The 20330-nt window shown below is 61.0% G+C and carries 22 protein-coding genes and 1 tRNA gene; 13 read left to right on the top strand and 10 right to left on the bottom strand.

The genetic code is table 11. The features are described from left to right. Positions 1-10 precede the first annotated feature (10 nt). Positions 11-898 carry a ParB/RepB/Spo0J family partition protein gene (locus D8780_RS13730; protein WP_121646580.1) on the top strand — a complete coding sequence of 296 codons (888 nt, stop codon included), beginning with the start codon at positions 11-13 and terminating at the stop codon, positions 896-898. 8 nt (positions 899-906) lie between these two features. Here the strand turns inward: D8780_RS13730 and holA are convergent, their stop codons facing one another. The 4 genes from holA to D8780_RS13710 form a co-directional block, all read right to left on the bottom strand. Beyond that, on the bottom strand, positions 907-1959 hold the full coding sequence (holA, locus tag D8780_RS13725; RefSeq protein WP_245412348.1) for a DNA polymerase III subunit delta: 1053 nt from the start codon (positions 1957-1959) through the stop codon (positions 907-909). Positions 1960-2061: 102 nt separating this feature from the next. Next, the gene (locus D8780_RS13720) at positions 2062-5211 is read right to left on the bottom strand and encodes an efflux RND transporter permease subunit (RefSeq protein ID WP_121646110.1); all 3150 of its coding nucleotides are present in this window, start codon (positions 5209-5211) and stop codon (positions 2062-2064) included. 3 nt (positions 5212-5214) lie between these two features. After that, positions 5215-6426, bottom strand: a complete 1212-nt coding sequence (locus D8780_RS13715) for an efflux RND transporter periplasmic adaptor subunit (protein ID WP_121646109.1) — start codon at positions 6424-6426, stop codon at positions 5215-5217. A gap of 356 nt (positions 6427-6782) precedes the next feature. Continuing rightward, positions 6783-6857, bottom strand: a tRNA-Gly gene (locus tag D8780_RS13710). Between the two features lie 202 nt (positions 6858-7059). On the opposite strand from D8780_RS13710, the gene D8780_RS13705 reads away from it, so the two are divergent. From D8780_RS13705 to D8780_RS13685, 5 genes are all read left to right on the top strand, one after another. Continuing rightward, positions 7060-7587 (top strand): prolyl-tRNA synthetase associated domain-containing protein, encoded by a 528-nt coding sequence (locus tag D8780_RS13705; protein ID WP_121646578.1) that lies wholly within the window; start codon positions 7060-7062, stop codon positions 7585-7587. A gap of 36 nt (positions 7588-7623) precedes the next feature. Next, the gene (locus D8780_RS13700; RefSeq protein WP_121646108.1) at positions 7624-8553 is read left to right on the top strand and encodes a thioredoxin family protein; all 930 of its coding nucleotides are present in this window, start codon (positions 7624-7626) and stop codon (positions 8551-8553) included. A 95-nt stretch (positions 8554-8648) separates the two neighbouring features. After that, on the top strand, positions 8649-9323 hold the full coding sequence (locus D8780_RS13695; protein ID WP_121646577.1) for an LON peptidase substrate-binding domain-containing protein: 675 nt from the start codon (positions 8649-8651) through the stop codon (positions 9321-9323). Positions 9324-9354: 31 nt separating this feature from the next. Next, positions 9355-9666 (top strand): Trm112 family protein, encoded by a 312-nt coding sequence (locus tag D8780_RS13690; RefSeq protein ID WP_121646107.1) that lies wholly within the window; start codon positions 9355-9357, stop codon positions 9664-9666. A 61-nt stretch (positions 9667-9727) separates the two neighbouring features. Then, positions 9728-10150 (top strand): metallopeptidase family protein, encoded by a 423-nt coding sequence (locus tag D8780_RS13685; RefSeq protein ID WP_121646576.1) that lies wholly within the window; start codon positions 9728-9730, stop codon positions 10148-10150. Between the two features lie 48 nt (positions 10151-10198). Here the strand turns inward: D8780_RS13685 and D8780_RS13680 are convergent, their stop codons facing one another. From D8780_RS13680 to D8780_RS13670, 3 genes are all read right to left on the bottom strand, one after another. Continuing rightward, entirely contained in the window at positions 10199-10954 is a 756-nt protein-coding gene (locus D8780_RS13680; RefSeq protein ID WP_121646106.1) for a helix-turn-helix transcriptional regulator, read from the bottom strand. Positions 10955-11025: 71 nt separating this feature from the next. Continuing rightward, positions 11026-11232, bottom strand: a complete 207-nt coding sequence (locus D8780_RS13675) for a DUF1737 domain-containing protein (RefSeq protein ID WP_121646105.1) — start codon at positions 11230-11232, stop codon at positions 11026-11028. A 3-nt stretch (positions 11233-11235) separates the two neighbouring features. Then, positions 11236-12138 (bottom strand): HpcH/HpaI aldolase/citrate lyase family protein, encoded by a 903-nt coding sequence (locus D8780_RS13670; protein WP_121646104.1) that lies wholly within the window; start codon positions 12136-12138, stop codon positions 11236-11238. Between the two features lie 126 nt (positions 12139-12264). On the opposite strand from D8780_RS13670, the gene leuD reads away from it, so the two are divergent. The 4 genes from leuD to leuB all read left to right on the top strand — a co-directional run bounded on the left by leuD (position 12265) and on the right by leuB (position 15697). Continuing rightward, the gene (gene leuD, locus D8780_RS13665) at positions 12265-12870 is read left to right on the top strand and encodes a 3-isopropylmalate dehydratase small subunit (RefSeq protein ID WP_121646103.1); all 606 of its coding nucleotides are present in this window, start codon (positions 12265-12267) and stop codon (positions 12868-12870) included. Between the two features lie 209 nt (positions 12871-13079). Continuing rightward, positions 13080-14105 (top strand): hypothetical protein, encoded by a 1026-nt coding sequence (locus tag D8780_RS13660; RefSeq protein WP_121646102.1) that lies wholly within the window; start codon positions 13080-13082, stop codon positions 14103-14105. Further along, positions 14102-14488, top strand: coding sequence for a RidA family protein (locus tag D8780_RS13655; protein WP_121646101.1), 387 nt, complete (start codon positions 14102-14104; stop codon positions 14486-14488). Before D8780_RS13660 ends, D8780_RS13655 begins: the two co-directional genes overlap by 4 nt. A 96-nt stretch (positions 14489-14584) precedes the next feature. Beyond that, a complete protein-coding gene (gene leuB / locus D8780_RS13650; protein WP_121646100.1) occupies positions 14585-15697 on the top strand; it encodes a 3-isopropylmalate dehydrogenase in 1113 nt (370 codons plus the stop codon). 67 nt (positions 15698-15764) lie between these two features. Here leuB and D8780_RS13645 read toward each other — a convergent pair whose 3' ends face one another. Both D8780_RS13645 and D8780_RS13640 read right to left on the bottom strand, forming a co-directional pair. Beyond that, a complete protein-coding gene (locus D8780_RS13645; RefSeq protein WP_121646099.1) occupies positions 15765-16814 on the bottom strand; it encodes a glycosyltransferase family 4 protein in 1050 nt (349 codons plus the stop codon). Then, on the bottom strand, positions 16814-17644 hold the full coding sequence (locus D8780_RS13640) for a UDP-2,3-diacylglucosamine diphosphatase (protein WP_121646098.1): 831 nt from the start codon (positions 17642-17644) through the stop codon (positions 16814-16816). The genes D8780_RS13645 and D8780_RS13640 overlap by 1 nt, the downstream gene beginning before the upstream one ends. 194 nt (positions 17645-17838) lie before the next feature. Here D8780_RS13640 and D8780_RS13635 point away from each other — a divergent pair, with 194 nt between their 5' ends. The 3 genes from D8780_RS13635 to D8780_RS13625 all read left to right on the top strand — a co-directional run bounded on the left by D8780_RS13635 (position 17839) and on the right by D8780_RS13625 (position 19529). Further along, positions 17839-18258, top strand: coding sequence for a hypothetical protein (locus tag D8780_RS13635; protein WP_147440325.1), 420 nt, complete (start codon positions 17839-17841; stop codon positions 18256-18258). 56 nt (positions 18259-18314) lie between these two features. Continuing rightward, complete coding sequence (locus D8780_RS13630) at positions 18315-19076, top strand: DUF1223 domain-containing protein (RefSeq protein WP_121646096.1); 762 nt, start codon at positions 18315-18317, stop codon at positions 19074-19076. Between the two features lie 78 nt (positions 19077-19154). Next, a complete protein-coding gene (locus D8780_RS13625) occupies positions 19155-19529 on the top strand; it encodes a DUF2794 domain-containing protein (RefSeq protein ID WP_121646095.1) in 375 nt (124 codons plus the stop codon). A 192-nt stretch (positions 19530-19721) separates the two neighbouring features. Here D8780_RS13625 and D8780_RS13620 read toward each other — a convergent pair whose 3' ends face one another. Continuing rightward, on the bottom strand, positions 19722-20264 hold the full coding sequence (locus D8780_RS13620) for a GNAT family N-acetyltransferase (protein ID WP_121646094.1): 543 nt from the start codon (positions 20262-20264) through the stop codon (positions 19722-19724). Between the last annotated feature and the right edge of the window lie 66 nt (positions 20265-20330).

Below are 20330 nucleotides of genomic sequence, written 5' to 3'. Positions count from 1 at the left end.
GGAAGCAATGATGACGGATGAAGCGCCTCGAAAGAGACTTGGCCGCGGCCTTGCCGCGTTGATTGGAGAAATCGATCCGCCAGCGGATGAGAGAGTATCTCCGCCACCGGCGCCGTCAGCGGATGGACGGATTGCAATCGATCGGATCGTTCCCAATCAGCGTAATCCGCGGCGCCATTTCGCGGAGGACGAGATCGAAGATCTTGCGCAGTCGATCCGTGCTCATGGCCTCGTGCAGCCTGTGGTCGTGCGGCGCTCCTCCGCCAATCCCGACGGATTCGAGCTGATTGCCGGCGAGCGCCGCTGGCGCGCGAGTAAGCGCGCAGGCCTGATCGAAGTTCCCTACCTTCTCCGCGATGTGGACGACCGCACCGCCCTGGAGCTGGCCATCATCGAGAATGTTCAACGGGCGGACCTCAACCCCATCGAGGAAGCAGCCGGTTACCAGGCTCTGATCGACGAGCATGAGTATTCGCAGAACGAACTGGCAGGCGTGATCGGCAAAAGCCGAAGCCATGTGGCCAATACGTTGCGTCTTCTTAGACTTCCCGACGAAGTTCAACGCATGCTGAGCGACGGTGATCTCTCCGCCGGTCATGCGCGCACCCTGATCACGGCGGATAAGCCGGAGGCCTTGGCGCGCCGGATCGTGGAAGAGGGTCTGACCGTGCGTCAGGCTGAGGCCATTGCGCAGGGTGCCGGCGATCAGCCATCATCGGGAGAGCGGCGTCAGCGGCGCGAGCCCGATGAAGCGATTGCCGAACTTGAGAGCCGCCTAACGGGTACGCTTGGCCTGAAGACGCGCATCGCACCCGGAAAGAAGGGTGGGGAAGTACGCCTCAAATATCGCGATCAGAACGAGTTGGATCAATTGCTAAGCCGGCTGTTTAATAGCTGAAGCCGTTTTTATCCGGTCCGGCCGTGCCGTCTGGCTTCGATAGCGATGGCGAGGAGGGTATGGCGCAAGGTCTCCACCTCGAGCCTGCCGCTTCGGCGGACCGCCAGAACCGTCTCGTGGATGCGCTCTTCCGCTGCGGCGATCCGCTCGCTAGTCCAAGCCTTCAGAGCTTCTGTCACGGCATTGCGGCGGGTGAAGAAGACGGGCGGGCGTGCTTGCTGAACGGCGCTTGCGGCTGAGAGGTCGCGGCTCTCCATCATCAATCGCAGATCGTGCAATTGTCCGATCGCGCGAATGAGCGTGGCGAGGACGGCGTTGACATCGGTACCCGCCTGGACAAGTCGCCCCAATTCACGGTCCAGCATGACGAGATTGCCGGTCAACGCGGCATCCGCCAGCGAATCGGCCGACAGTGCGGCGACGTCGCCAATGCTCGCAATCACGTCCTCGTCGGTGACCTCGGCGCGGCCGTCGGCATAAAGGGCGAGCTTTTCGAGTTCGCCTCGGGAGGCGAGGCGGTCGCCGCCGAGCGCATTGACCAAAAGGCTCTTGGCCTCCGTCTGTACGGTCAGTCCCGCGCCGCCCAGAATGTCTTCGATCAGCCGTTCCAGATCGCGCGCCTTGTCGGCATAACAGGGCAGGGCCATTGCGGTCTCGGCCTTCTCGCAAAGGCCGCGCAGATTGCCCGCCGCTCGTTTGAGGTCGCCGGCTTCGAGCAAAATTCGGGCGTCGGATGGTGGCTCGGCCAGAAGATCGCTGACCACGTTCAGAAGCCCCTTCGAGCCGCCCGTATTGCGCACCCAGATCAGCCGTTCGCCGCCGAACATCGAGAACGTTCGTGCCTCGTCGGCGAGCCGAGCTGGATCGGCGTCGACCTCCGCACCTTCCAGACGAATAACCGCGAAGGGGTCATGCAGGTCCAGCCCGGTTTGCTGTGCGAAGCGGCGGGCGCGCTCCGAGACCAGGCCGCGGTCGGGGCCGTAGACGAGGACCGTTCGGATGCGGGGGTCCGGGCGATCGATCCATGCGTCGACTTCGTGAGCTTTGCGTGCGGCCATCATCGGGCCCTAGCATGGCTTGTGGGAGCAGAGAAGTAGAAGCCGCGCAATGGCTGCGCCTGCCGCCGACGAGGCGGCAGGCGGCAAGAGCTCAGGCGCAGAACGCTATTCCGCCGGCTGCACCGTCTCAGTAGCTTCCTTGTTTTTCGCGACACGCCGCAGCGTCTTTCGTCCGAAGATGCGCATGATGATCGTGAAAAACAGCGGCACGAAGAGCACGCCGAGGATCGTTGCGGAGATCGTTCCGCCGAGAACGCCCGCACCGATGGCATTACGGCCTCCCGCGCCGGCACCCGTGCCAAGCACGAGCGGTAGCACGCCGAGGGAGAACGCCATCGATGTCATGACGATCGGACGGAAACGCTGACGCGCCGCCTCCGTCACGGCCTCCAGCAACGGTTCTCCGGTCATCATCCTGTCACGCGCGAATTCGACGATCAGGATGGCGTTCTTGCCCGTCAAGCCGATAACCGTAAGCAGTCCGACCTGGAAGAAGACGCCATTCTGGAAATTGCCCAGCCATGCTCCAACCAGCGACCCGAAAATACCGATCGGCATGGCCAGCATGACGGCAAACGGGATGGTCCAGCTTTCATAAAGGGCCGCAAGCGACAGGAACACGGCGGCAAGCGCCAAACCGTAGAGAAGCGGCGCCTGATTGCCGGACTGTCGCTCTTCGAGGGACAGGCCTGTCCATTCCAGCGTGAAGCCTTCCGGCAACTGCGAGACGAGACGTTCCATCTCCGCCATCGCCTCACCCGTGGAGACACCCGGCGCCGGCGAGCCCTGAAGCTGCATGGCCGGAACACCATTATAGCGGTAGATCCCCTGCGCCGCCTGTGACCAGTTGCCTTCGGCAAAATTGGCAAACGGAACGAGACCGCCCGTATCGTTTCGCACCCGCCACCGACTGAGATCGGACGGCGTTGTCCGGGCATCAGCCTGGCCCTGAACATAGACTCGCTTGATCTGGCCTCGGTCGACAAAGTCGTTGACGTAGGAGCCGGCCCAGGCAATTGAGAGCAACGTACTGACATCGGTCGCCGAAACGCCCATGGCGCCGGCCTTGCGCCAGTCGATATCGATATTGAACTGCGCAGCGCTTTCCAGTCCGTTCGGACGGGCAGACGCGATCAGATCGCTTTGCGCGGCCATGCCAAGCAGCTGATTGCGCGCATCGCGCAAGGCATCATAGGATTGGCCGGCGCGGGCCTGCAGATAGAAGTCGAAACCGGCGACGTTGCCGAGTTCTGTGACCGCCGGCGGCACCACGGGATAGACCGCGGCGCCGCGAATCGGGGCGAATGCGCCGAATGCACGACCGGCAAGGGCCTGCGCGCTCTGCTGCGGCTCAGGCCGCTCTTCCCAATCCTTCAGGCGGACGAAGGCGAGTGCGAGATTCTGTCCCTGACCGGCAAAGCCGAAACCGGCGACACCGAAGACGGAATCCACGATCTCGGATTCCTGTTCGAGATAATAATTCTCGACCTGTTCCAGCACGTCGATCGTACGGTCGATCGTTGTTCCCGTGGGGCCCTGGATGATGGTGAACATGATGCCCTGGTCTTCATCGGGAAGAAAGCCGGTCGGCGTCCGCAGAAAGAGAAACGCCATCGCGGCCGCCAGGGCCAGATAGATCAGCCCGATACGCAGCGGTCGGCGGATGGTCCATCCAATGGTGCTGCCATAGCCGCCAAGAAGCTTGTCGAAACCCCGGTTAAAAATCCCGAACGGGCCGTGGGACTTGGCATGGCCGGTGTTCTTCAGAAGTGTCGCGCAGAGCGCCGGCGTCAGGGTCAACGCCACGACCACCGATAGCGCCATGGCGGAAACGATGGTCACAGCGAACTGACGATAGATCACACCGGTGGATCCGCCAAAAAACGCGACGGGCACGAAAACGGCGGAGAGCACCATGGCGATACCGATCAGGGCGCCGGTGATCTGGCCCATGGACTTTCGTGTCGCTTCCCTCGGGTCGAGGCCGTCTTCCTCCATCACGCGTTCGACATTCTCGACGACGACGATGGCGTCGTCGACAAGGAGGCCGATGGCCAGCACCATGGCGAGCATGGTGAGCGTGTTGATGGTGAAGCCGCTGGCGGCCAGGATTCCGAACGTGCCGAGCAGAACCACCGGAACGGCGAGGGTCGGAATGATCGTCGCGCGAATGTTCTGAAGGAAAAGCAGCATGACGAGGAAGACGAGAACAATCGCTTCGCCGAGCGTCTTGACCACTTCCTCGATCGAAATCTCAACGAACGGCGTGGTGTCGTAGGGCACGACATATTCCATGCCCTCTGGAAACTGGGCGGCGAACTCCTCAATCCGCTCTTCAACGGCGGAGGCGGTGTCGAGCGCATTGGCTCCGGTCGCCAGACTGATCGCCATGCCGGCCGCCGGCGCGCCATTGTAACGCGATTCGAAATTATAGCCTTCCGCACCGATCTCGACTTCCGCCACATCGCCGAGAAGCACCAACCCGCCATCTGTCTGGGCACGCAAAACAATCTGGCGAAAATCTTCAGGCGTGGACAGAAGCGATTGCGCCGTGATCGTGGCCGTCAGTTCCTGATCGGCGACGGTCGGGCGCGTTCCGAAAGCTCCGGCGGAAATCTGGGCGTTCTCTTCACGGACCGCGGCGACCACGTCGCTTGGCGTCAGTTCAAACGAAGCGAGCTTGGCCGGGTCGAGCCATATGCGCATCGCGTAGGGCGAGCCGAAGACTTGGACGTTGCCGACACCGTCGATACGGCTGATTTCGTCGACCATATTGGTGTCGAGATAGTCGGCGAGGTCCGACTGGTCGTATTTGCCGGATGGGGAAATCAGACCGATCACCTGCAGGAAGCCGGATGACGATTTCTGGACTGTCACGCCCTGGCGCTGGACGGTATCGGGCAGGAGCGCGGATGCCTGACTGATCTTGTTTTGCACCTGCACCTGAGCGATGTCGGGGTCAGTGCCTGTCTCGAACGTCAGAGTGATCGAGGCTGTGCCCGCCGACGACGAGGTCGACGAGAAGTAGCGCATTCCGTCGAGACCCGTCAGCTGCTGCTCCAGGACCTGGGTGACGGTATTGGCGACGGTTTGGGCGGATGCGCCCGGATAGCTTGCGCTGACCGAGACCGTGGGTGGCGCGATCTGGGGATACTGGGCGATCGGAAGGGTAAATATCGACAGGACGCCGACACCCATGATGAGAATGGAGATGACCCAGGCGAAAACCGGACGGTCAATGAAAAAACGCGACACGTTCTAACCCTCGCTGCCAGCCGCTGGTGCTGGCTCGGTATCATTGCTCTTTTCACCTTTACCTTCAGCTTTTGCTTCCGGCGCTTCTTCTGCCTTCTCCCGACTTTCTTCCTCCGGCGTTACCGTGGCGCCGGCCGCGACGCTCTGGCCGCCGGCCACGATGATGCGATCGCCGGGTTTCAGTCCATCTTCGACAATCCAGTCGGAGCCACGATCGCGAATAATCGTCAAAGCGCGCTCTTCCACGACATTGTCGGCATTGACGACAAGAGCGCTCGGATTGCCGCGCCGGTCCCGAAGAACAGCTTCCTGCGGCGCGAGAAACACGTCATCGACATTGCCAGTGGGCATTTCGACCTGAACATACATGCCGGGAAGCAGCAGCTTGTCGGGATTTTCGAATTCGACACGCAAGCTGACCACGCCGGTCACCTCGTCGACATGCGGCTCGGCCGCAGTCAACTGGCCCGTCTGATCGAAGGTTGAGCCGTCGGCAAGGACCAGTTTCACCTCGCTTGGCCGCATCTCCGCTTCACCCATGCGCCGCCGACGCCATTCCAGAAGTTCCGCCGCGGATTGCGTTACATCGACATAGATCGGATCGATGGCACGGATGACGGCCATCGGCTCGGCCTGGCTGGCGGTCACGAGCGCGCCGGCACTGGTCTGTGAAAAGCCGATCTGGCCGGAAAGGCGTGCGCGAATTTCGGTGCGGTCCAATTCCAATTCGGCCGATTGCAGCTGCGAGGTTGCCAGTTCCAAAGCGGCTGTGGCGGCATCGCGCGCCGATACGGCCTCGTCCTCGTTAGCGGTACTGCTGATACCGCGCTCGCTTAATGTCGAAATGCGATCTGCTTCGCGCTTTGCAGCACCCAGCTGTGCTTCGGCCTGGCTAACATTGGCGCGGGCCTGCGCCACTGCGGCCTCGTATGTTGCCGGATCGACCCGATAGAGAACGTCGCCGACCGAAACCTGGGAGCCTTCGTCGAAGAGGCGCTCGGTAACGATGCCGTTGACCTGCGGACGCACTTCCGCCTGCGCGGAGGGGCGTACACGGCCAGGAAGGGTGACGGTGAGAGCGACAGTCTGCGGCTGCAGCGTACGTACCGTGACCGCTTTGGGGGGCGCGCCTTCACTTTGTGCGATTGCGAAGGAGAGGGGCGTAAAAATGGTCAAGACGGCCACGAGAGAGCCGATCCGAAAATTGCCGATCATGGCTTTTGTCCCTATTGCCTCTGCCGCGCTTCCGGCGGATGTCCAGGACCTGTGAGGCGAAAAAAATGCGTCGAAGCAGCAGCTTTAGCCCCTTCGGAGTCGTAAAAAAAGAGCCATACGGCACTGCAACGTGGGATGACAGACCCGAAGGAGTGAACGCAGCGTCTATGACGTCATGAACGTTGCGCCTTCAGAAAGTGGAATCGGATCAACGATCTATCCGATTCCAGACCGCTCGCCAGCAGGGAGTTTCGTCCTGATTCATGCCCCCGCCTCGATGAAGTGAAACCGATCATCGAGGGTCCAGAAACGACAAAAGCCGCGGTTTCCCGCGGCTTTGCGTTGGTTCGGAAAAATGGAGCGGGTGAAGCGATTCGAACGCTCGACCCCAACCTTGGCAAGGTTGTGCTCTACCCCTGAGCTACACCCGCTCATCACCTTTCGCGCCATCTCGATGGCGTGAACGGGCGCTATATCGCCGAAGCGCCGTGCAAATGCAACAGGAAAATTTCAGTGAAATAATTTGAAGACGAAAGCCGGCCGGCAACGCTACTTCCGCTTGACCGCGGGATGCGCCCGGGCGATGCGGGTTTCGGCATTCCTATAAGACATCGCGCAAGGACTACCATGAGCATGATCGAGCCGACGCCTGAAGCCCGTAAGCGCGCCGCGCCTCTTTTGGACCGGCTGGCCGCTCTCGGTATCGCTGCGGAGACGCACTGGCACCGACCGCACTTCACCGTGGATGACAGCCGGCAGGACCGGGGCGACGCGCCGGGTCACACCAAGAACCTCTTCCTGAAAGACAAGAAGAGCCGCTATTTCCTCGTCACCGTTCCGGACGCGGCGGAGGTGGATCTGAAGGGGCTCCACCGCCTCATCGGCGCGCAGGGCCGGGTCTCGTTCGGCTCCGCCGAGATGATGGACGAGCTGTTGGGCGTTGCGCCTGGTTCCGTTACGGCCCTGGCTGCGATGAACGCCGATCCCGAACGGATCACCTTCATCATCGATGCGTCGCTGATGGCGGGCGAGGTGGTTCATTGCCATCCGCTGACCAACGAAGCCACAACCACCCTCAAACCGGACGATCTTCTGAGCTTCATGAAGTCTGCCGGCCATGATCCACTCATCTTGAATATCGATGCTTCCGACCCTCTATAGGGTGAGGAATTTCACGACAGGCAGTCGGAGCAGACAATGAGCACGGGTAACGGATTTCTGGACCTTTCCGGGGGCGAAAATACCGGGGCCGGCGACAATCAGATCGTCGATACGACCACCGCCAGTTTCGCGCAGGATGTGATCGAGCCGTCGAAAGAGGTACCGGTTCTGGTCGACTTCTGGGCGCCATGGTGCGGTCCGTGCCGCCAGCTTGGACCGTTGCTGGAAAAAGTGGTCCGCGAATCCAAGGGCGCGATCCGTCTCGTCAAGATGAATATTGACGAGCATCCCGCCATTGCCGGTCAGCTCGGCGTTCAGTCCATCCCGGCCGTTTTTGCCTTTGTCGGCGGTCGACCCGTGGACGGTTTCATGGGAGCGCTGCCGGAGAGCGAGATCAAGGCTTTCGTCGATCGCTTGCCAAAGGGCGAAGGCGCTCCTGCCGATCCGGTCGAGCAGGCCATGGAAATGGCGCGCGAAGCGGAAAACAGCGGTGAGAACGAACGCGCCATGCAGGTCTACGCCGCGATCCTGCAGCGTGTGCCGGAGCATGGCGAAGCGCGCGTGGCGCTTGCAGGCCTTCTCTGGGATGCCGGCGAGAAAGAGCAGGCGACCGCGATGATCGCCGACCTCCCCGATGATTCGGACCTGGAGGGCCTGGCGATGCTGAAGAAGCGGATCGCGCTGGAAGAGGAGGTCGCGGCGCTCGGTGATCCGGACGCTCTCTTCAGACGGCTCGAAACAAATCCTGATGATCACCAGGCCCGCTGTGACCTTGCGGCGATCGAAAATGCCCGTGGCAATCGAATGGAAGCGGCGGACCATCTGCTGGAGATCATTCGGCGCGACCGCGATTGGCGTGACGGCGAGGCCAGAACGCAGCTGCTGACCTTCTTCGAAGCTTGGGGTCCCAAGGAGCCGGCGGTGGCAAAGGCGCGCCGCAAGCTCTCCTCTCTGCTCTTCGCCTGAGGAGCCGTTTTTCTTCGGCGGTTGAGAAGAACACCATCTGCGCCAGATGCATGGTCTGGGCCGTTCTGCGGCCCGACTCAGGGAGCAACGATCAGATGCAGGCGGGCAACAGGACGTATCACAGTGCAGGCGATCTACCGGAGATCGTGCCTGTCTTTCCGCTGACGGGAGCCCTTCTTCTGCCGGGTGGCCGCATGCCCCTCAATATTTTCGAACCACGCTATCTCGAGATGATCGAGGCTGCCATGGCCGGAGATCGGTTGATCGGCATGATTCAGCCGGCTCTGGATGACAGTCGGAGAGCGGATGGAGAGCCGCATCTGACGACGGTCGGTTGTCTGGGGCGGATCATCTCTTTTGCTGAAAGTGGTGATGGTCGTTATCTGATCACCCTCAATGGCGTGTGCCGGTTTCGACTCGGAGAAGAAGTTTCTCGACCAAGCCGTCCCTATCGCATGGCGCATGTGACCCCGTTCGCGGGCGATCTGAAGGACGATGACCGGAGCGAAGTGGATCGCGAAGCGCTGATCTCTGCTTTTCAGGCGTTCGTCGAAGCCAATGAGATGGAGGTCGACTGGCGGAGCGTGGAACAGGCCAGCACTCAGACTCTCGTCAATGTCCTTTCCATGATGTCGCCTTACGGCCCTGCCGAAAAGCAGGCGCTTCTGGAGGCTCCGGATCTGAAAAGCCGTGCCGATACGCTTGTGGCAATCACGGAACTGCTGCTCGCCAAGGTGCCGGAAGGATCGGGAAGCAGCAAACTGCAATGACAGGACCTGCACCAACCCTTGTGAGAATGAGATGAGCGGAGAGGCCCAGACAGAGCAACGCCCGGCGCACGGCCAGGAAAAGCCGGATCCGGCGATGCTGGAACTTCTTGTTTGCCCTCTGACCAAGGCGCCGCTTCATTACGACAGAAAGGCGAGCGAACTGGTATCCCCGTCCGCAGGTCTTGCCTATCCGGTCCGCGGCGGTGTGGCGATCCTTCTACCCTCGGAAGCCCGTCTGCTGGCGGACGAGCCGCCTGTGCCCGCAGACAGAACCGGCGCCATGCTCTCCAATGCCGGCCGGCCCGCTGGCGGCGAAGGTGGGTCGACGGGGTCAGATGAATGAGGCTGATTTCTGTTGCCCGTCTCTTCCCCGCGCAGGCCGGATTGCCTATAGGCTGACGGACATGGCAAGTGTGGATCGTACAGGTGACTGGGCCGGAAGGCATGCCCCCTCGCTCGAGGAGATCGAGCATCTGGCACGCTTGGCCTACGCTCATCTTCCGCAGCGTTTTCGCGAGCTGTCGGGCGAAGTGCTGATCAACGTCAGCGAATTTCCTCCCGAAGAGATCATGGACCATCTGGCGATGGAGACGCCTTTCGATCTTCTCGGCCTGTTCGAAGGGCGGGGGATTGCCGAGCGCTGGAACCCGCAGACCGGGGAGGGGCCCAACCGCGTCACGCTCTACCGGCGGGCCATTCTCGATTATTGGTCCGAGAACGATGAAACGCTTGGCGACATCGTGACTCATGTTCTCATTCATGAAATCGGCCATCATTTTGGCCTGTCGGATGACGACATGATGCATATCGAGGCCAGCGCCGACTGATGGCGGAGTCGAGCGGCCAACGCTTTACGGCAGGCTTCTAGAGGATACTCAGTCGAGTAGCTTCAACCGCAGCGCTTTGGCCACCGTATGCGTCTTGTTGAGGGTTCGCAGCTTGTTCGAGGCTGACGTGAGGTAGTGATTGACCGTGTTCGCGGTGGTGTTGAGGATTTCGGCGGTTTCGGCCGAGGTCTTGCCGTCTGCCGTCCAGCGGATGCAGTCCAGTTCGCGGCCGGTGAGCGGCGGAATATTTCCGATCGGCTTCTGAACATCGGCATCCAGGCGGACGATCCGCTCGAAAAGCTGGGTGCACATATAGGCGAGACCAGCGCTTTCGCCGGTCGTCATCTCTTCGCGCCTGCCTGCGAGGCCGACCGCGCCCCGCAAGCCTGTGGGCGTGACGGTCGGAATGTAGATGCCATTATGGTGTCCGAAACTCTTGAACAGTTCTCGGGCAAGTCTTTTCCGCTCACACGGACCGTTTTCATCGTCCAGATCGAGATCATAAACGACAGGCAGGGTCGTTTTGCGCAAACTCTCGAAGACCGGACTACTTCGTGTCAGGGAGTGGCTGTCATAGGCGCGGATCAGCTCCGGTGGCCAATTCGTCAGCAAAGTGAGGACGCTAAGCGGATCGTCGCCCTTCTCCGGCAGGCGCAGAATGATGAAATGCTTCCACCCGAAGAACGCGACGATCGATTTCGCCGCCTTGACCAGATCATAGGAGGTCTGGGCAGCGGTAATCTCGTCGGTCGCCGATTCGTAGAAGTCCAGGACCTCATGCGAAGCAAATTTCCGATCGTGCATCCCCGCCCCCCAGAACCGTTCATCGCTGGACCCGGCACGTCACGAATGCGCCGCCGATGCAGCTCACTCGGCTACTGTTCTCCGAGCTTCATCTCGGGCGAATAAGTCTTGCCCTCGACCGTCTTGGTCACAGCCTGCGCCACTCTCATCGATCCGCTCGCCGGGTCATGCGCATAAGACGGGTCGCCATGGAGGGTCCAGCCCTTCGACAGCGCGGCGCTGACCTTATGGCAGAATCCGGAATCATCGGGGCCGGTCAAAACGCGATAGAGCTGCATCGTTTATTCCTTTTTGCCTGAGGCGGTCTCGCCGGTTCGCGCCAGAAGCCGAAGAGCGGCATCGCGGTGCAGATGTTCGATCATTCTTCCATTCACCGTAAGCACTGCTTTCCCGGCATTTTCGGGATCGTCGAATGCTTCGATGATAGCGCGCGCCTCGCGCCTCGCTTCCTCATCCGGTGTGAAGGCTGATCGAGCCGGTTCGATCTGAGCGGGATGGATCAGGGTCTTGCCGTCGAAACCGAGCGCGGCTGCCTGCGCGCACTCGGCCACAAAGCCGCCCTGATCGCCAAGATCGTTGAAGACGCCGTCGAGCACGGAGAGGCCGCCGGCGCGTGCCGCCATCACCATCTGTGCCAGAAACGGCACGAGATTGCTGCGCGAGGGGCCCGGCGTGATACCGCTCAGCGCCACGAGATCGTTCGTCCCCGCGACAATTGCCGTCAGACGGGACGCTGGCGCCCTGCCGAGCTCCGCGATGACCGAGAGGTTCATGAAACCACGGGGTGTCTCGATCATGGCCCATATGCGGAAGGCCGCCGCATTGCTGATTGAAGAGAGCGCGTCGGCCAGTGTCAGGACTTCGGACGGCTCCTCAACCTTCGGCAGGAGAATCGCATCGGGAAGGCACGCGACGGCCGCCAGCATGTCTTCGGTTCCGTGCGGGCCAATGAGCGGATTGATGCGAATGATGCGCTGGAACGGGGCTTTTCGATGGGCACGAAAATGGCTCCGCAGCGTTTCCCTCGCTTCAGTCTTCTGATCCGGCGCCACTGCATCTTCAAGGTCGTAGATGACAGCGTCGGGTGAAAGCTCCGCAAGCCTGTTCAGCGCCCGCTCATTGTTTGCGGGAACGAAGAGCGTGGTTCGCAAGGCGGGAAGGACATGAGACGAATCAATATTCATGGAGACAGTTTTCCTGCTGCGCCCGGCCGAGCGCAAGTCGAACGGTTACGAGATCATCTTTCGGGACTTTTCGTCCTCCGCCGGCTTTGCTAATGCGAAGCCAAGAAATTCAAAAGGCTTTGTCTCATGGAAAAATTCACGACCCTGACTGGTGTCGCGGCGCCGCTCCCCGTCGTCAATGTCGATACCGACATGATCATTCCGAAGGATTATCTGAAGACGATCAAGAGGACGGGTCTTGGCCGGGGTCTTTTCGCCGAGATGCGGTACAATGAAGACGGCACCGAAAATCCCGATTTCGTCCTCAATCAGCCAGCCTACCGAAATGCCCAGATCCTTGTCGCTGGAAACAATTTCGGTTGTGGTTCATCGCGCGAACATGCGCCATGGGCCCTGCTGGATTTCGGCATTCGCTGCGTGATCTCCACGGGCTTTGCGGATATTTTCTACAATAACTGCTTCAAGAACGGCATTTTGCCGATCACCGTATCGGAAGAGGATCTGGCCAAGCTGATGGATGACGCGGAACGCGGGTCCAACGCGACGCTCACCATCGATCTTGAAGCGCAGGAAATTCGCGGGCCGGATGGCGGAGCGGTGCAGTTCGATCTCGATCCGAATCTCAAGCACCGTCTGCTGAATGGCCTGGACGACATCGGCGAGACCCTGCAGAAGGAAGCATCGATCAGCACGTTCGAGACGCAATTGGCCGAACGGCGTCCCTGGGCTTGAAGGCGTAACTCAGCACTGACGAGCCGCCTCCGGGCGGCTCTTTGTTTCGTCATCAGCGTTGCACCGATCGACGGGAGCGGTGAAAGCCCTCGATCCCGACTGCCTCCGGCGAATGGTCCACAGGACAGTTTCAAAGCCCACGCCAGCATATTGGCGGGACTGCGCTTTTACCGCTAAGGATAGTTCGGCGATCTGCTTGGGAGTCGAGGATGCCATCGCGTCTGGCGCATATTTTGATGGGAATTGCGGTCCTGCTGACGGCCGGCACTGCCATTGCCCAAGAAAAGGCCGAGCCACAGCCAACCGCGCAGGAGGGTGGCGAACCGAACGGCACCTCGGATTCCACCCCGCTCAAGCTACCGGGAGAGCCGGTCAGCGCCGTTCCATTTGCCGGCGGCACGCTTTCCGTCCGCGCCATTGACGGCGAAAAGGCGGTTTTTTTCGATGAGGCCGAGATTGCGCGGGATCTTTCAGCGCAGCTCCTTCGGCAGTTCACCGTCGGCGGCGCGCCGGTCGCTCTCTACGCGATGGGTGCGAACGCGGAATCGGCGGCGCCGTGCAATGGCTTTTTGGTCGTCGTCTGGCGGGACCCGCGCGGCACGATCCGGGGTCGAACCCCGCCGTTCATCTGCGGCACGGAAGAGCCGGCCGTGAAGAGCAACGCGCTTTATTTCTTCTCGGACAAGATCGCGCCCGGCCAGATCAATCCGATGGTCCGCTGGACCGCCGATGAGGGGTTCGCGATCGCGGCCGATCTATCCTTTGCACCAGTGCCCGGCTCCAGCTGGGACCAACTGCCCGATCGCGGCCTCACCGTGCGCCAGCTCATGGAGAATGCGGCGGTTTATGCTCAAGCCTCCACCGCACTCGGGGACCAATTGTTCGGTGTGGTCCAGGCATTGGAAAATGGTGGCGCAGTCGCCAATCCCGAGCCTGGCATTCACATCGCACAGGGCTGTGCCCCCAATCAGTGCGAGCAGGTCGAGGCGCTTGGCGTGATCGATGGCGTGCACCAGGGTACATTCTTCGCGGCCCGGGTGAATGGCGAGGTGGCGAGGGTCTGGCCCGAACTGGAGGAATGGCCGCCCCGCGCGCGCGATGCCTATGATCGGTTCGAGACGGGGGAAGATGTCCGCGCCTCCATTCCGCCTCTCCCGCAACAAAAATCGGCCGATGGTGACACGGACACAGCGCCGGAGACGCCCAAGGGGCCTAATTTGGAGGCGGGTCAATGAGTGGTCGGCGTCTGATCTCCAGCGGTTCTCCCTTCGAGGTCACGGCCGGCTATAGCCGCGCGGTGGTTTCGGGCGATATGGCCTTCGTCGCCGGTACGACGGGCTATGATTATGCCGCCATGACCATGCCGGAGGATGCCGGCGAGCAGACCGCCAATACGCTTGCAACGATCGAGAAAGCGCTTAACGAGGCCGGCTTCGCCATGAGCGATGTGGTCCGTGCAACCTATTACGTGACCGATATCGCTTATGCCGAGGCGGTCTTTGAGCAGACCGGCCGTATATTTGGCGAGATCCGCCCGGCCGCGACCATTGTAGCGGTCTCTGGCCTTCTGAAACCGGAAATGAAGGTCGAGATCGAGGTTACGGCAAAAAGGGGCTGAGCCTCCTCATCCCTTGCAGCCCGAACGCGCCCACGCTAGCAGAGCGCATCTCTTTTCAATGTCGGGCAAACTGGCCTTATCACGCAAGGATCGACCATCATGACCAAAACTCTACTCCTTCTCCCGGGTGACGGTATTGGACCGGAGGCGATGGCCGAGGTCGAGAAACTTGTCGCCGTGATGAACAAGGAAGAGAGCGCCGGTTTCGAAACGGAAAAGGGCCTCGTGGGCGGTGCCGCTTACGATGCGCATGGCGCGGCCATCTCCGAAGACGACATGGCGAAGGCGATGGCTGCCGATGCAGTGCTTTTCGGTGCGGTTGGCGGCCCGAAATGGGATGATGTTCCTTACGAGGTCCGCCCGGAAGCAGGACTGCTGCGCCTCCGCAAGGATATGGAACTGTTCGCCAATTTGCGTCCGGCCATCTGCTATCCGGCGCTGGCCTCCGCCTCCTCGCTGAAGCCGGACGTGGTCGAAGGCCTCGATATTCTGATCGTCCGTGAACTGACCGGCGGGGTCTATTTCGGTGAACCGAAGGAAATCATCGACCTTGGCAACGGGCAGAAACGCGGCATCGATACGCAGGTCTACGACACGTTCGAGATCGAGCGTATTGCCGGCGTGGCCTTCGATCTGGCGCGCACGCGGGGCAACAAGGTCTGCTCGATGGAAAAGCGCAATGTGATGAAGAGCGGCGTCCTCTGGAACGAGGTGGTATCCGCCGTTCACAAGGCCAGTTATTCCGATGTTGAACTGACCCATATGCTGGCCGATGCGGGCGGCATGCAGATGGTCCGCTGGCCCAAGCAGTTCGATGTAATCGTGACCGATAACCTCTTCGGCGACATGCTTTCTGACGTCGCCGCTATGCTGACCGGTTCGCTCGGCATGTTGCCATCAGCCTCGCTCGGCGCGCCGGATGCCAAGAGCGGTAAACGCAAGGCCCTCTATGAGCCCGTCCACGGATCGGCTCCCGATATTGCCGGCCAGGGTGCAGCGAATCCGATCGCAATGATCGCCTCTTTTGCGATGTGTCTGCGCTATTCCTTCGAGATGGTCGAACAGGCCGACCGTCTGGAAAAGGCGATCGCCGATGTTCTGGAAAGTGGTATCCGCACCGGCGACATCATGGCCGATGGATGCCGGAAGGTCAGCACAAGCGAAATGGGCGATGAAATCGCCGCGAAATATCGCGAACTGTCCGCCTGATCTTGAAAGACCGGTAGCCTGTCCAAAGAGGGTTACCGGGTCTCTCGGCAGTGACGGGGTCCGGCTGTCAGGCGACAGCCGGCTCTTTGTGCCTGAATGCGTCGCTTACACCGGCTGGCACCAAGGTGTTGAGGAAGATGTCGGCACAGGCTTGCCAGCTGAAGGACTGAAGCACTGCGTCCGGATCGACACTGCCAAGATCGCGCGCGGCAAGCGCCGCTTTCTCAAGATCCTCATCGCAGACCCCGGCGGACGGACCGGCGATCTCGAGCACATCCTTGGGGCCGGGAACGGGGAATGCGGCCACGGGCAGACCGCTCGCCAGGGCTTCCAGCACGACAAGGCCGAACGTGTCCGTCCGGCTCGGAAACACAAAGACGTCAGCAGCGGCGAAATGGCTTGCCAGATCGATGCCGGTCTTGGCGCCGAGAAAGACCGCTTCGGGGAAACGACGCTCCAGTTCGGCGCGCTGGGGACCATCGCCAATCACTAGCTTCGTGCCCGGAAGGTCGAGCGCAAGGAACGCCTCGAGGTTCTTTTCGGGCGCCACACGGCCGACGTTCAGGAAAATCGGACGCGGCAGGTCGAGATCGATGGCCCGGTCGGGCCGAAAGAGCGCTCGATCGACGCCGCGCGTCCATATCTGAAGATTGCCATAGCCATGAGAGATCAGATCGTCGGCGATGGAACCGGTCGGCACCAGTGTAGCCGCCGCATTGCTGTGAAAGCGGCGCAGGATACTGTGGCTGACGCCGATTGGCACCGGAAGACGCTGGCGAAGATATTCCGGAAAGCGCGTATGATAGGCGCTTGTATAGTGCCAGCCATTGCGGAGGCATGCCCGCCGCATGGCGCGACCGATTGGCCCCTCCGTCACGATGTGGATATGGTCGGGCCGAAATTGGCGGGCGATTTTCGCCATGGCTCCGGGCGTCACGAACGACATGGGAATTTCGGGGTAGGACGGAAGGGCCATCGTGCGGAAACGTGACGGACCCACGGTCTCGACAATATGGCCCTCGGCAGCAAGCCTTTCGGTGACAATTCCCATCGTGCGGACAACACCATTGATCTGCGGAGCAGCCGCATCCGTGGCAATCAGAATGGTTCGTTGCATCAGGCCGCGTGCGCCTTTTCCGTTTCGGGGGCGGGCAGGGCGCGCAGTTTGGGAACGCGCGCCGCCGTTTCCCGGTCGGCCAGCACATCCATCCAGCGAACCAGTTCCAGCGTGCCATCGGAATGTTCGACCACCGCCGTGCAGCTTTCGACCCAGTCGCCCGTATTGACGTAGGTCACTCCCTCGCCGATCTTCTCGATCGCGGCGTGGTGGATGTGGCCACAGATGACGCCGTCCAGTCCCTGCTTGCGGGCTTCGGCGGCAAGGGTCTGCTCGAAAGAGCCGATGAAATTGACAGCGCGTTTGACGCGCAGCTTGGCCCAGGCGGAAAACGACCAGTAGGGCAGGCCGAAGGCGCGGCGTACCATCGCGATAAAGCGGTTCAGATTGATGGCCGCGACATAAGCCCAGTCGCCGAGGTGAGCCAGGAGCTTGGCATTCATCACCACGACGTCGAACTGATCGCCGTGAATAACGAGAAAGCGTCGCCCGTCGGCCGTTTCATGGATGGCGCGGTCGATCACCTCGATTCCACCGAAGTGGCGCCCCTGAAAATCGCGGGCGAATTCGTCGTGATTGCCCGGCACATAGATGATCTCGACACCCTTCCGGGCCTGACGAAGCAATTTCTGCACGACATCATTATGCGTCTGCGGCCAGTGCCAGTGGCGCTTCAGCTTCCATCCATCGACGATATCGCCCACCAGCACGATTTTCTCCGCCTGATGTTCGCGCAGAAAATCGATCAGAGCACCAGCATTGGAGGCCTTGGCGCCCAGATGAATATCGGAGAGGAAAAGGGTGCGGACCTTTTTGGGTGTCTCGCTCATGCGGGTGACGTCCCTCGTAGGCTGAAGTTGTTTTTCCCTTAGGCGGTTCGCGTAACAGCGGGATGACAATCATGCCCCACCGCAATTTTCGGCCGCGTTCCACACAGAAAGCGGCCCAGCGCGCCTTTTCTGCACCGATTGACAATCTCCCGACGCAACGGCTTGACTTGAGGTCATATCAGGGAGGGCCGACGATGCAGGCTGACAGCGCGACACGCATGGAAGGCGTTTACCGATCATCGGATGATTACTGGTGGAGCGGCTGGATCATCGGTGCGAACGGGGAGGTTTACCGGTTTCAGCACAGCGACATCGATGCCAATGAAACGGCCTATTCGGTGGGCGAAGGCGTCACCTTCCGCCCTGATGGACGCTTTGCCCGCGAGATACGCCGCTCGGGTGATCGGATCGCGCCCTTCCGTACGGATGTCGAGGAAGAGATCGCGCGACAAGAGACATATCCAACAGAAGGCGATCATCCGGCACCAACGGCTTCCGCCTCGGAACCTAGACAGTATCGCACCATCACTGTTGGATGGTGGGCGTGGCCGCTGGCTTTCGGCATCATGGCGGGCTTCGTCTATCTCTATCTACTCGGCTGGCGCCTGTCATAAGCGGAGAGACCGGCCTCCGAATTGACGTTTGATGCTGGCCGGATCAGGATCGGCCGATGATGGTCCGTTTTCTGCCCAGGCAAACTCTCGGCGCGATCGTCGCGGCCCTGATGATGAGCCTCGCCAACCAAGCGATGGCCCAGGGGCAGGCGCCGCTGCGGGTTTTCGAACTGTTTACCTCCGAAGCGTGCGGTTCGTGTCTGCGTGCCGACGGCTTGCTGGACCGAGCGGCTCGTCATCGCGGAACGATCGCCATTGCGTGGCATGTCGATTACTGGAACATGCGCGGCTGGGAAGACCCGCTCAGCCTGCCGGCGGCTTCGCAGCGGCAATATGGATATAGGGATGCTTTCGGTCTATCGGGCGTGTTCACGCCGCAGATCGTGGTCAATGGCGTCACGAGCATGGCTGCCGGTCACAGCACTCTTATCGAAGAAGCCTTGCCTGTCAGTGATGTGGAGCCGGTCCCCATTTCCGTGAAACGCCAACCGGATGCCGTCACGATCGGTCTGCCGCCGCGCGGCGACATGAAAGGCGATCTGCGCCTTCTTCTGGTCCTCACCGTGCCTGATAGCGTTCGTTATATATCCGGAGGGGACAATTCGGGCCGCAGTTCGCTGTCCGTCAATGCGGCTGCAGAACTGCGAACCCTTCAGCGCTGGCGAGGCGAAGCCCTTCAGATCGAATTGCCGCGCTCGGATATTGAAGCCCATGGCGGGGACAGTTTTCTGCTGATCCAGCGCTTTGACGGCCTTGGTCGGCCTCGGGCGATTTTGGGCGCGACCCGACTTCTCGACGAAAGAAATGCGAGTGGATAGGCCGCAGAGGGCTCTATTGGCTTGCATCGATCGTGCCGTCCGGGCCACTCTGGACGGCATGAACAAGAAGGTGACCGCATGAGTCAGCCCAAGTCGCCGGCCAACCTTGTCGATCTGACGGCCCATCGCCGGACGGTACAGGGTTCTGCGGTGCCGGACGTCACTTTTCAGCGGCAAGAGCTGGAGCGTATTCTCAATCTTTACAGCTTCATGGTGGCCGCCGGCGAATGGCGGGACTACGCGCTGGATTTCATGTCCGATCGCGCTGTGTTTTCCGTCTATCGCCGTGCGCGCGAAGTGCCGCTCTACCAGATCGTCAAGGAGCCCAAGCTCGCGCGCAAGCAAGGGGAATGGAGTGTCGTGACTGGCGATGGCCAAACGCTCAAGCGCGGTCGCGATCTGGCCGTCGTGCTGCGGGTTTTCGACCGGCAATTGCGGATCGTGCGCGATTAGATACGGGTTCGAGCGGCGCGCGCGTCAATCATGCTCGGCGGACACTTCACGTCCCATCACAAAAGTTTGTCCCTATGCGAGCAATCCTTAAATGACGGTGCGCTGCCGGCGCGGTAGGGTTCGCCGGTTGGCGCTCGTTATGGCGCCTATGACAGCCTCCGGCATGAATTGCCCCCTCATGTCGGAGGTCGTCTATCCGACCTTGTCGGACGGTGCCGTTATCCCGCCTTCGGAAAGGGCGAGTTGCATGATCGCCGTATCGCGCCACGCTTCGCCTTTCCATCCCGTATCCTTCAATGTGCCGATCATCTCGAAGCCATGCCGCTTGTGGAGAGCAACGGATGCCTTGTTATTGGCGCTATCGCCGATCACGGCGATCATCTGTCGCCAGGGCCCCGCCTGCGTTACATGGATCAGGTCGAGCAGAAGCGCATTGCCGATCCCTTTTCCCATGTGATCGGCAGCGATGTAGACGGAATCTTCGACAGTGAAGCGCCAGCCGGGCCGGCCATGGTACGGGCCCGCATAGGCATAGCCGACAACGGTGCCGTCGGCCTCGCAGGCGATGCGGATCGGGAAATTTCCATTCACCAGCTTGTCGAAACGGCCCCTCATCTCCTCGACCGAAGGAGCTTGGAGTTCGTAGGAGCCGAAACCTGACCGGACATGTTCTCCGTAGATCGCGGCGATCGCGTCAATGTCGGAGGCTTCGAAAGGTCGGATCGTGATGGCCATGCCTTGTCCCCACATCTAGAAAGGGCGGCCCGAGGACCGCCCTTCCAGATCAGTCATGTCGCTGAC

The sequence above is a fragment of the Notoacmeibacter ruber genome, assembly GCF_003668555.1.
GTDB classification, from domain to species: domain Bacteria; phylum Pseudomonadota; class Alphaproteobacteria; order Rhizobiales; family Rhizobiaceae; genus Notoacmeibacter; species Notoacmeibacter ruber.
Note: the sequence above shows the minus strand (reverse complement) of the source record. Positions and strands in the feature narration are given on the sequence as shown.

Excerpts from the sequence above, each read along its gene's own strand:
- D8780_RS13730 (WP_121646580.1), top strand. The coding sequence starts at position 11 with ATGACGGATGAAGCGCCTCGAAAGAGACTTGGCCGCGGCCTTGCCGCG.
- holA (WP_245412348.1), bottom strand. The coding sequence starts at position 1,959 with ATGATGGCCGCACGCAAAGCTCACGAAGTCGACGCATGGATCGATCGC.
- D8780_RS13715 (WP_121646109.1), bottom strand. The coding sequence starts at position 6,426 with ATGATCGGCAATTTTCGGATCGGCTCTCTCGTGGCCGTCTTGACCATT.
- D8780_RS13705 (WP_121646578.1), top strand. The coding sequence starts at position 7,060 with ATGATCGAGCCGACGCCTGAAGCCCGTAAGCGCGCCGCGCCTCTTTTG.
- D8780_RS13700 (WP_121646108.1), top strand. The coding sequence starts at position 7,624 with ATGAGCACGGGTAACGGATTTCTGGACCTTTCCGGGGGCGAAAATACC.
- D8780_RS13695 (WP_121646577.1), top strand. The coding sequence starts at position 8,649 with ATGCAGGCGGGCAACAGGACGTATCACAGTGCAGGCGATCTACCGGAG.
- D8780_RS13690 (WP_121646107.1), top strand. The coding sequence starts at position 9,355 with ATGAGCGGAGAGGCCCAGACAGAGCAACGCCCGGCGCACGGCCAGGAA.
- D8780_RS13685 (WP_121646576.1), top strand. The coding sequence starts at position 9,728 with ATGGCAAGTGTGGATCGTACAGGTGACTGGGCCGGAAGGCATGCCCCC.
- D8780_RS13680 (WP_121646106.1), bottom strand. The coding sequence starts at position 10,954 with ATGCACGATCGGAAATTTGCTTCGCATGAGGTCCTGGACTTCTACGAA.
- D8780_RS13675 (WP_121646105.1), bottom strand. The coding sequence starts at position 11,232 with ATGCAGCTCTATCGCGTTTTGACCGGCCCCGATGATTCCGGATTCTGC.
- D8780_RS13670 (WP_121646104.1), bottom strand. The coding sequence starts at position 12,138 with ATGAATATTGATTCGTCTCATGTCCTTCCCGCCTTGCGAACCACGCTC.
- leuD (WP_121646103.1), top strand. The coding sequence starts at position 12,265 with ATGGAAAAATTCACGACCCTGACTGGTGTCGCGGCGCCGCTCCCCGTC.
- D8780_RS13660 (WP_121646102.1), top strand. The coding sequence starts at position 13,080 with ATGCCATCGCGTCTGGCGCATATTTTGATGGGAATTGCGGTCCTGCTG.
- D8780_RS13655 (WP_121646101.1), top strand. The coding sequence starts at position 14,102 with ATGAGTGGTCGGCGTCTGATCTCCAGCGGTTCTCCCTTCGAGGTCACG.
- D8780_RS13645 (WP_121646099.1), bottom strand. The coding sequence starts at position 16,814 with ATGCAACGAACCATTCTGATTGCCACGGATGCGGCTGCTCCGCAGATC.
- D8780_RS13640 (WP_121646098.1), bottom strand. The coding sequence starts at position 17,644 with ATGAGCGAGACACCCAAAAAGGTCCGCACCCTTTTCCTCTCCGATATT.
- D8780_RS13635 (WP_147440325.1), top strand. The coding sequence starts at position 17,839 with ATGCAGGCTGACAGCGCGACACGCATGGAAGGCGTTTACCGATCATCG.
- D8780_RS13630 (WP_121646096.1), top strand. The coding sequence starts at position 18,315 with ATGATGGTCCGTTTTCTGCCCAGGCAAACTCTCGGCGCGATCGTCGCG.
- D8780_RS13625 (WP_121646095.1), top strand. The coding sequence starts at position 19,155 with ATGAGTCAGCCCAAGTCGCCGGCCAACCTTGTCGATCTGACGGCCCAT.
- D8780_RS13620 (WP_121646094.1), bottom strand. The coding sequence starts at position 20,264 with ATGGCCATCACGATCCGACCTTTCGAAGCCTCCGACATTGACGCGATC.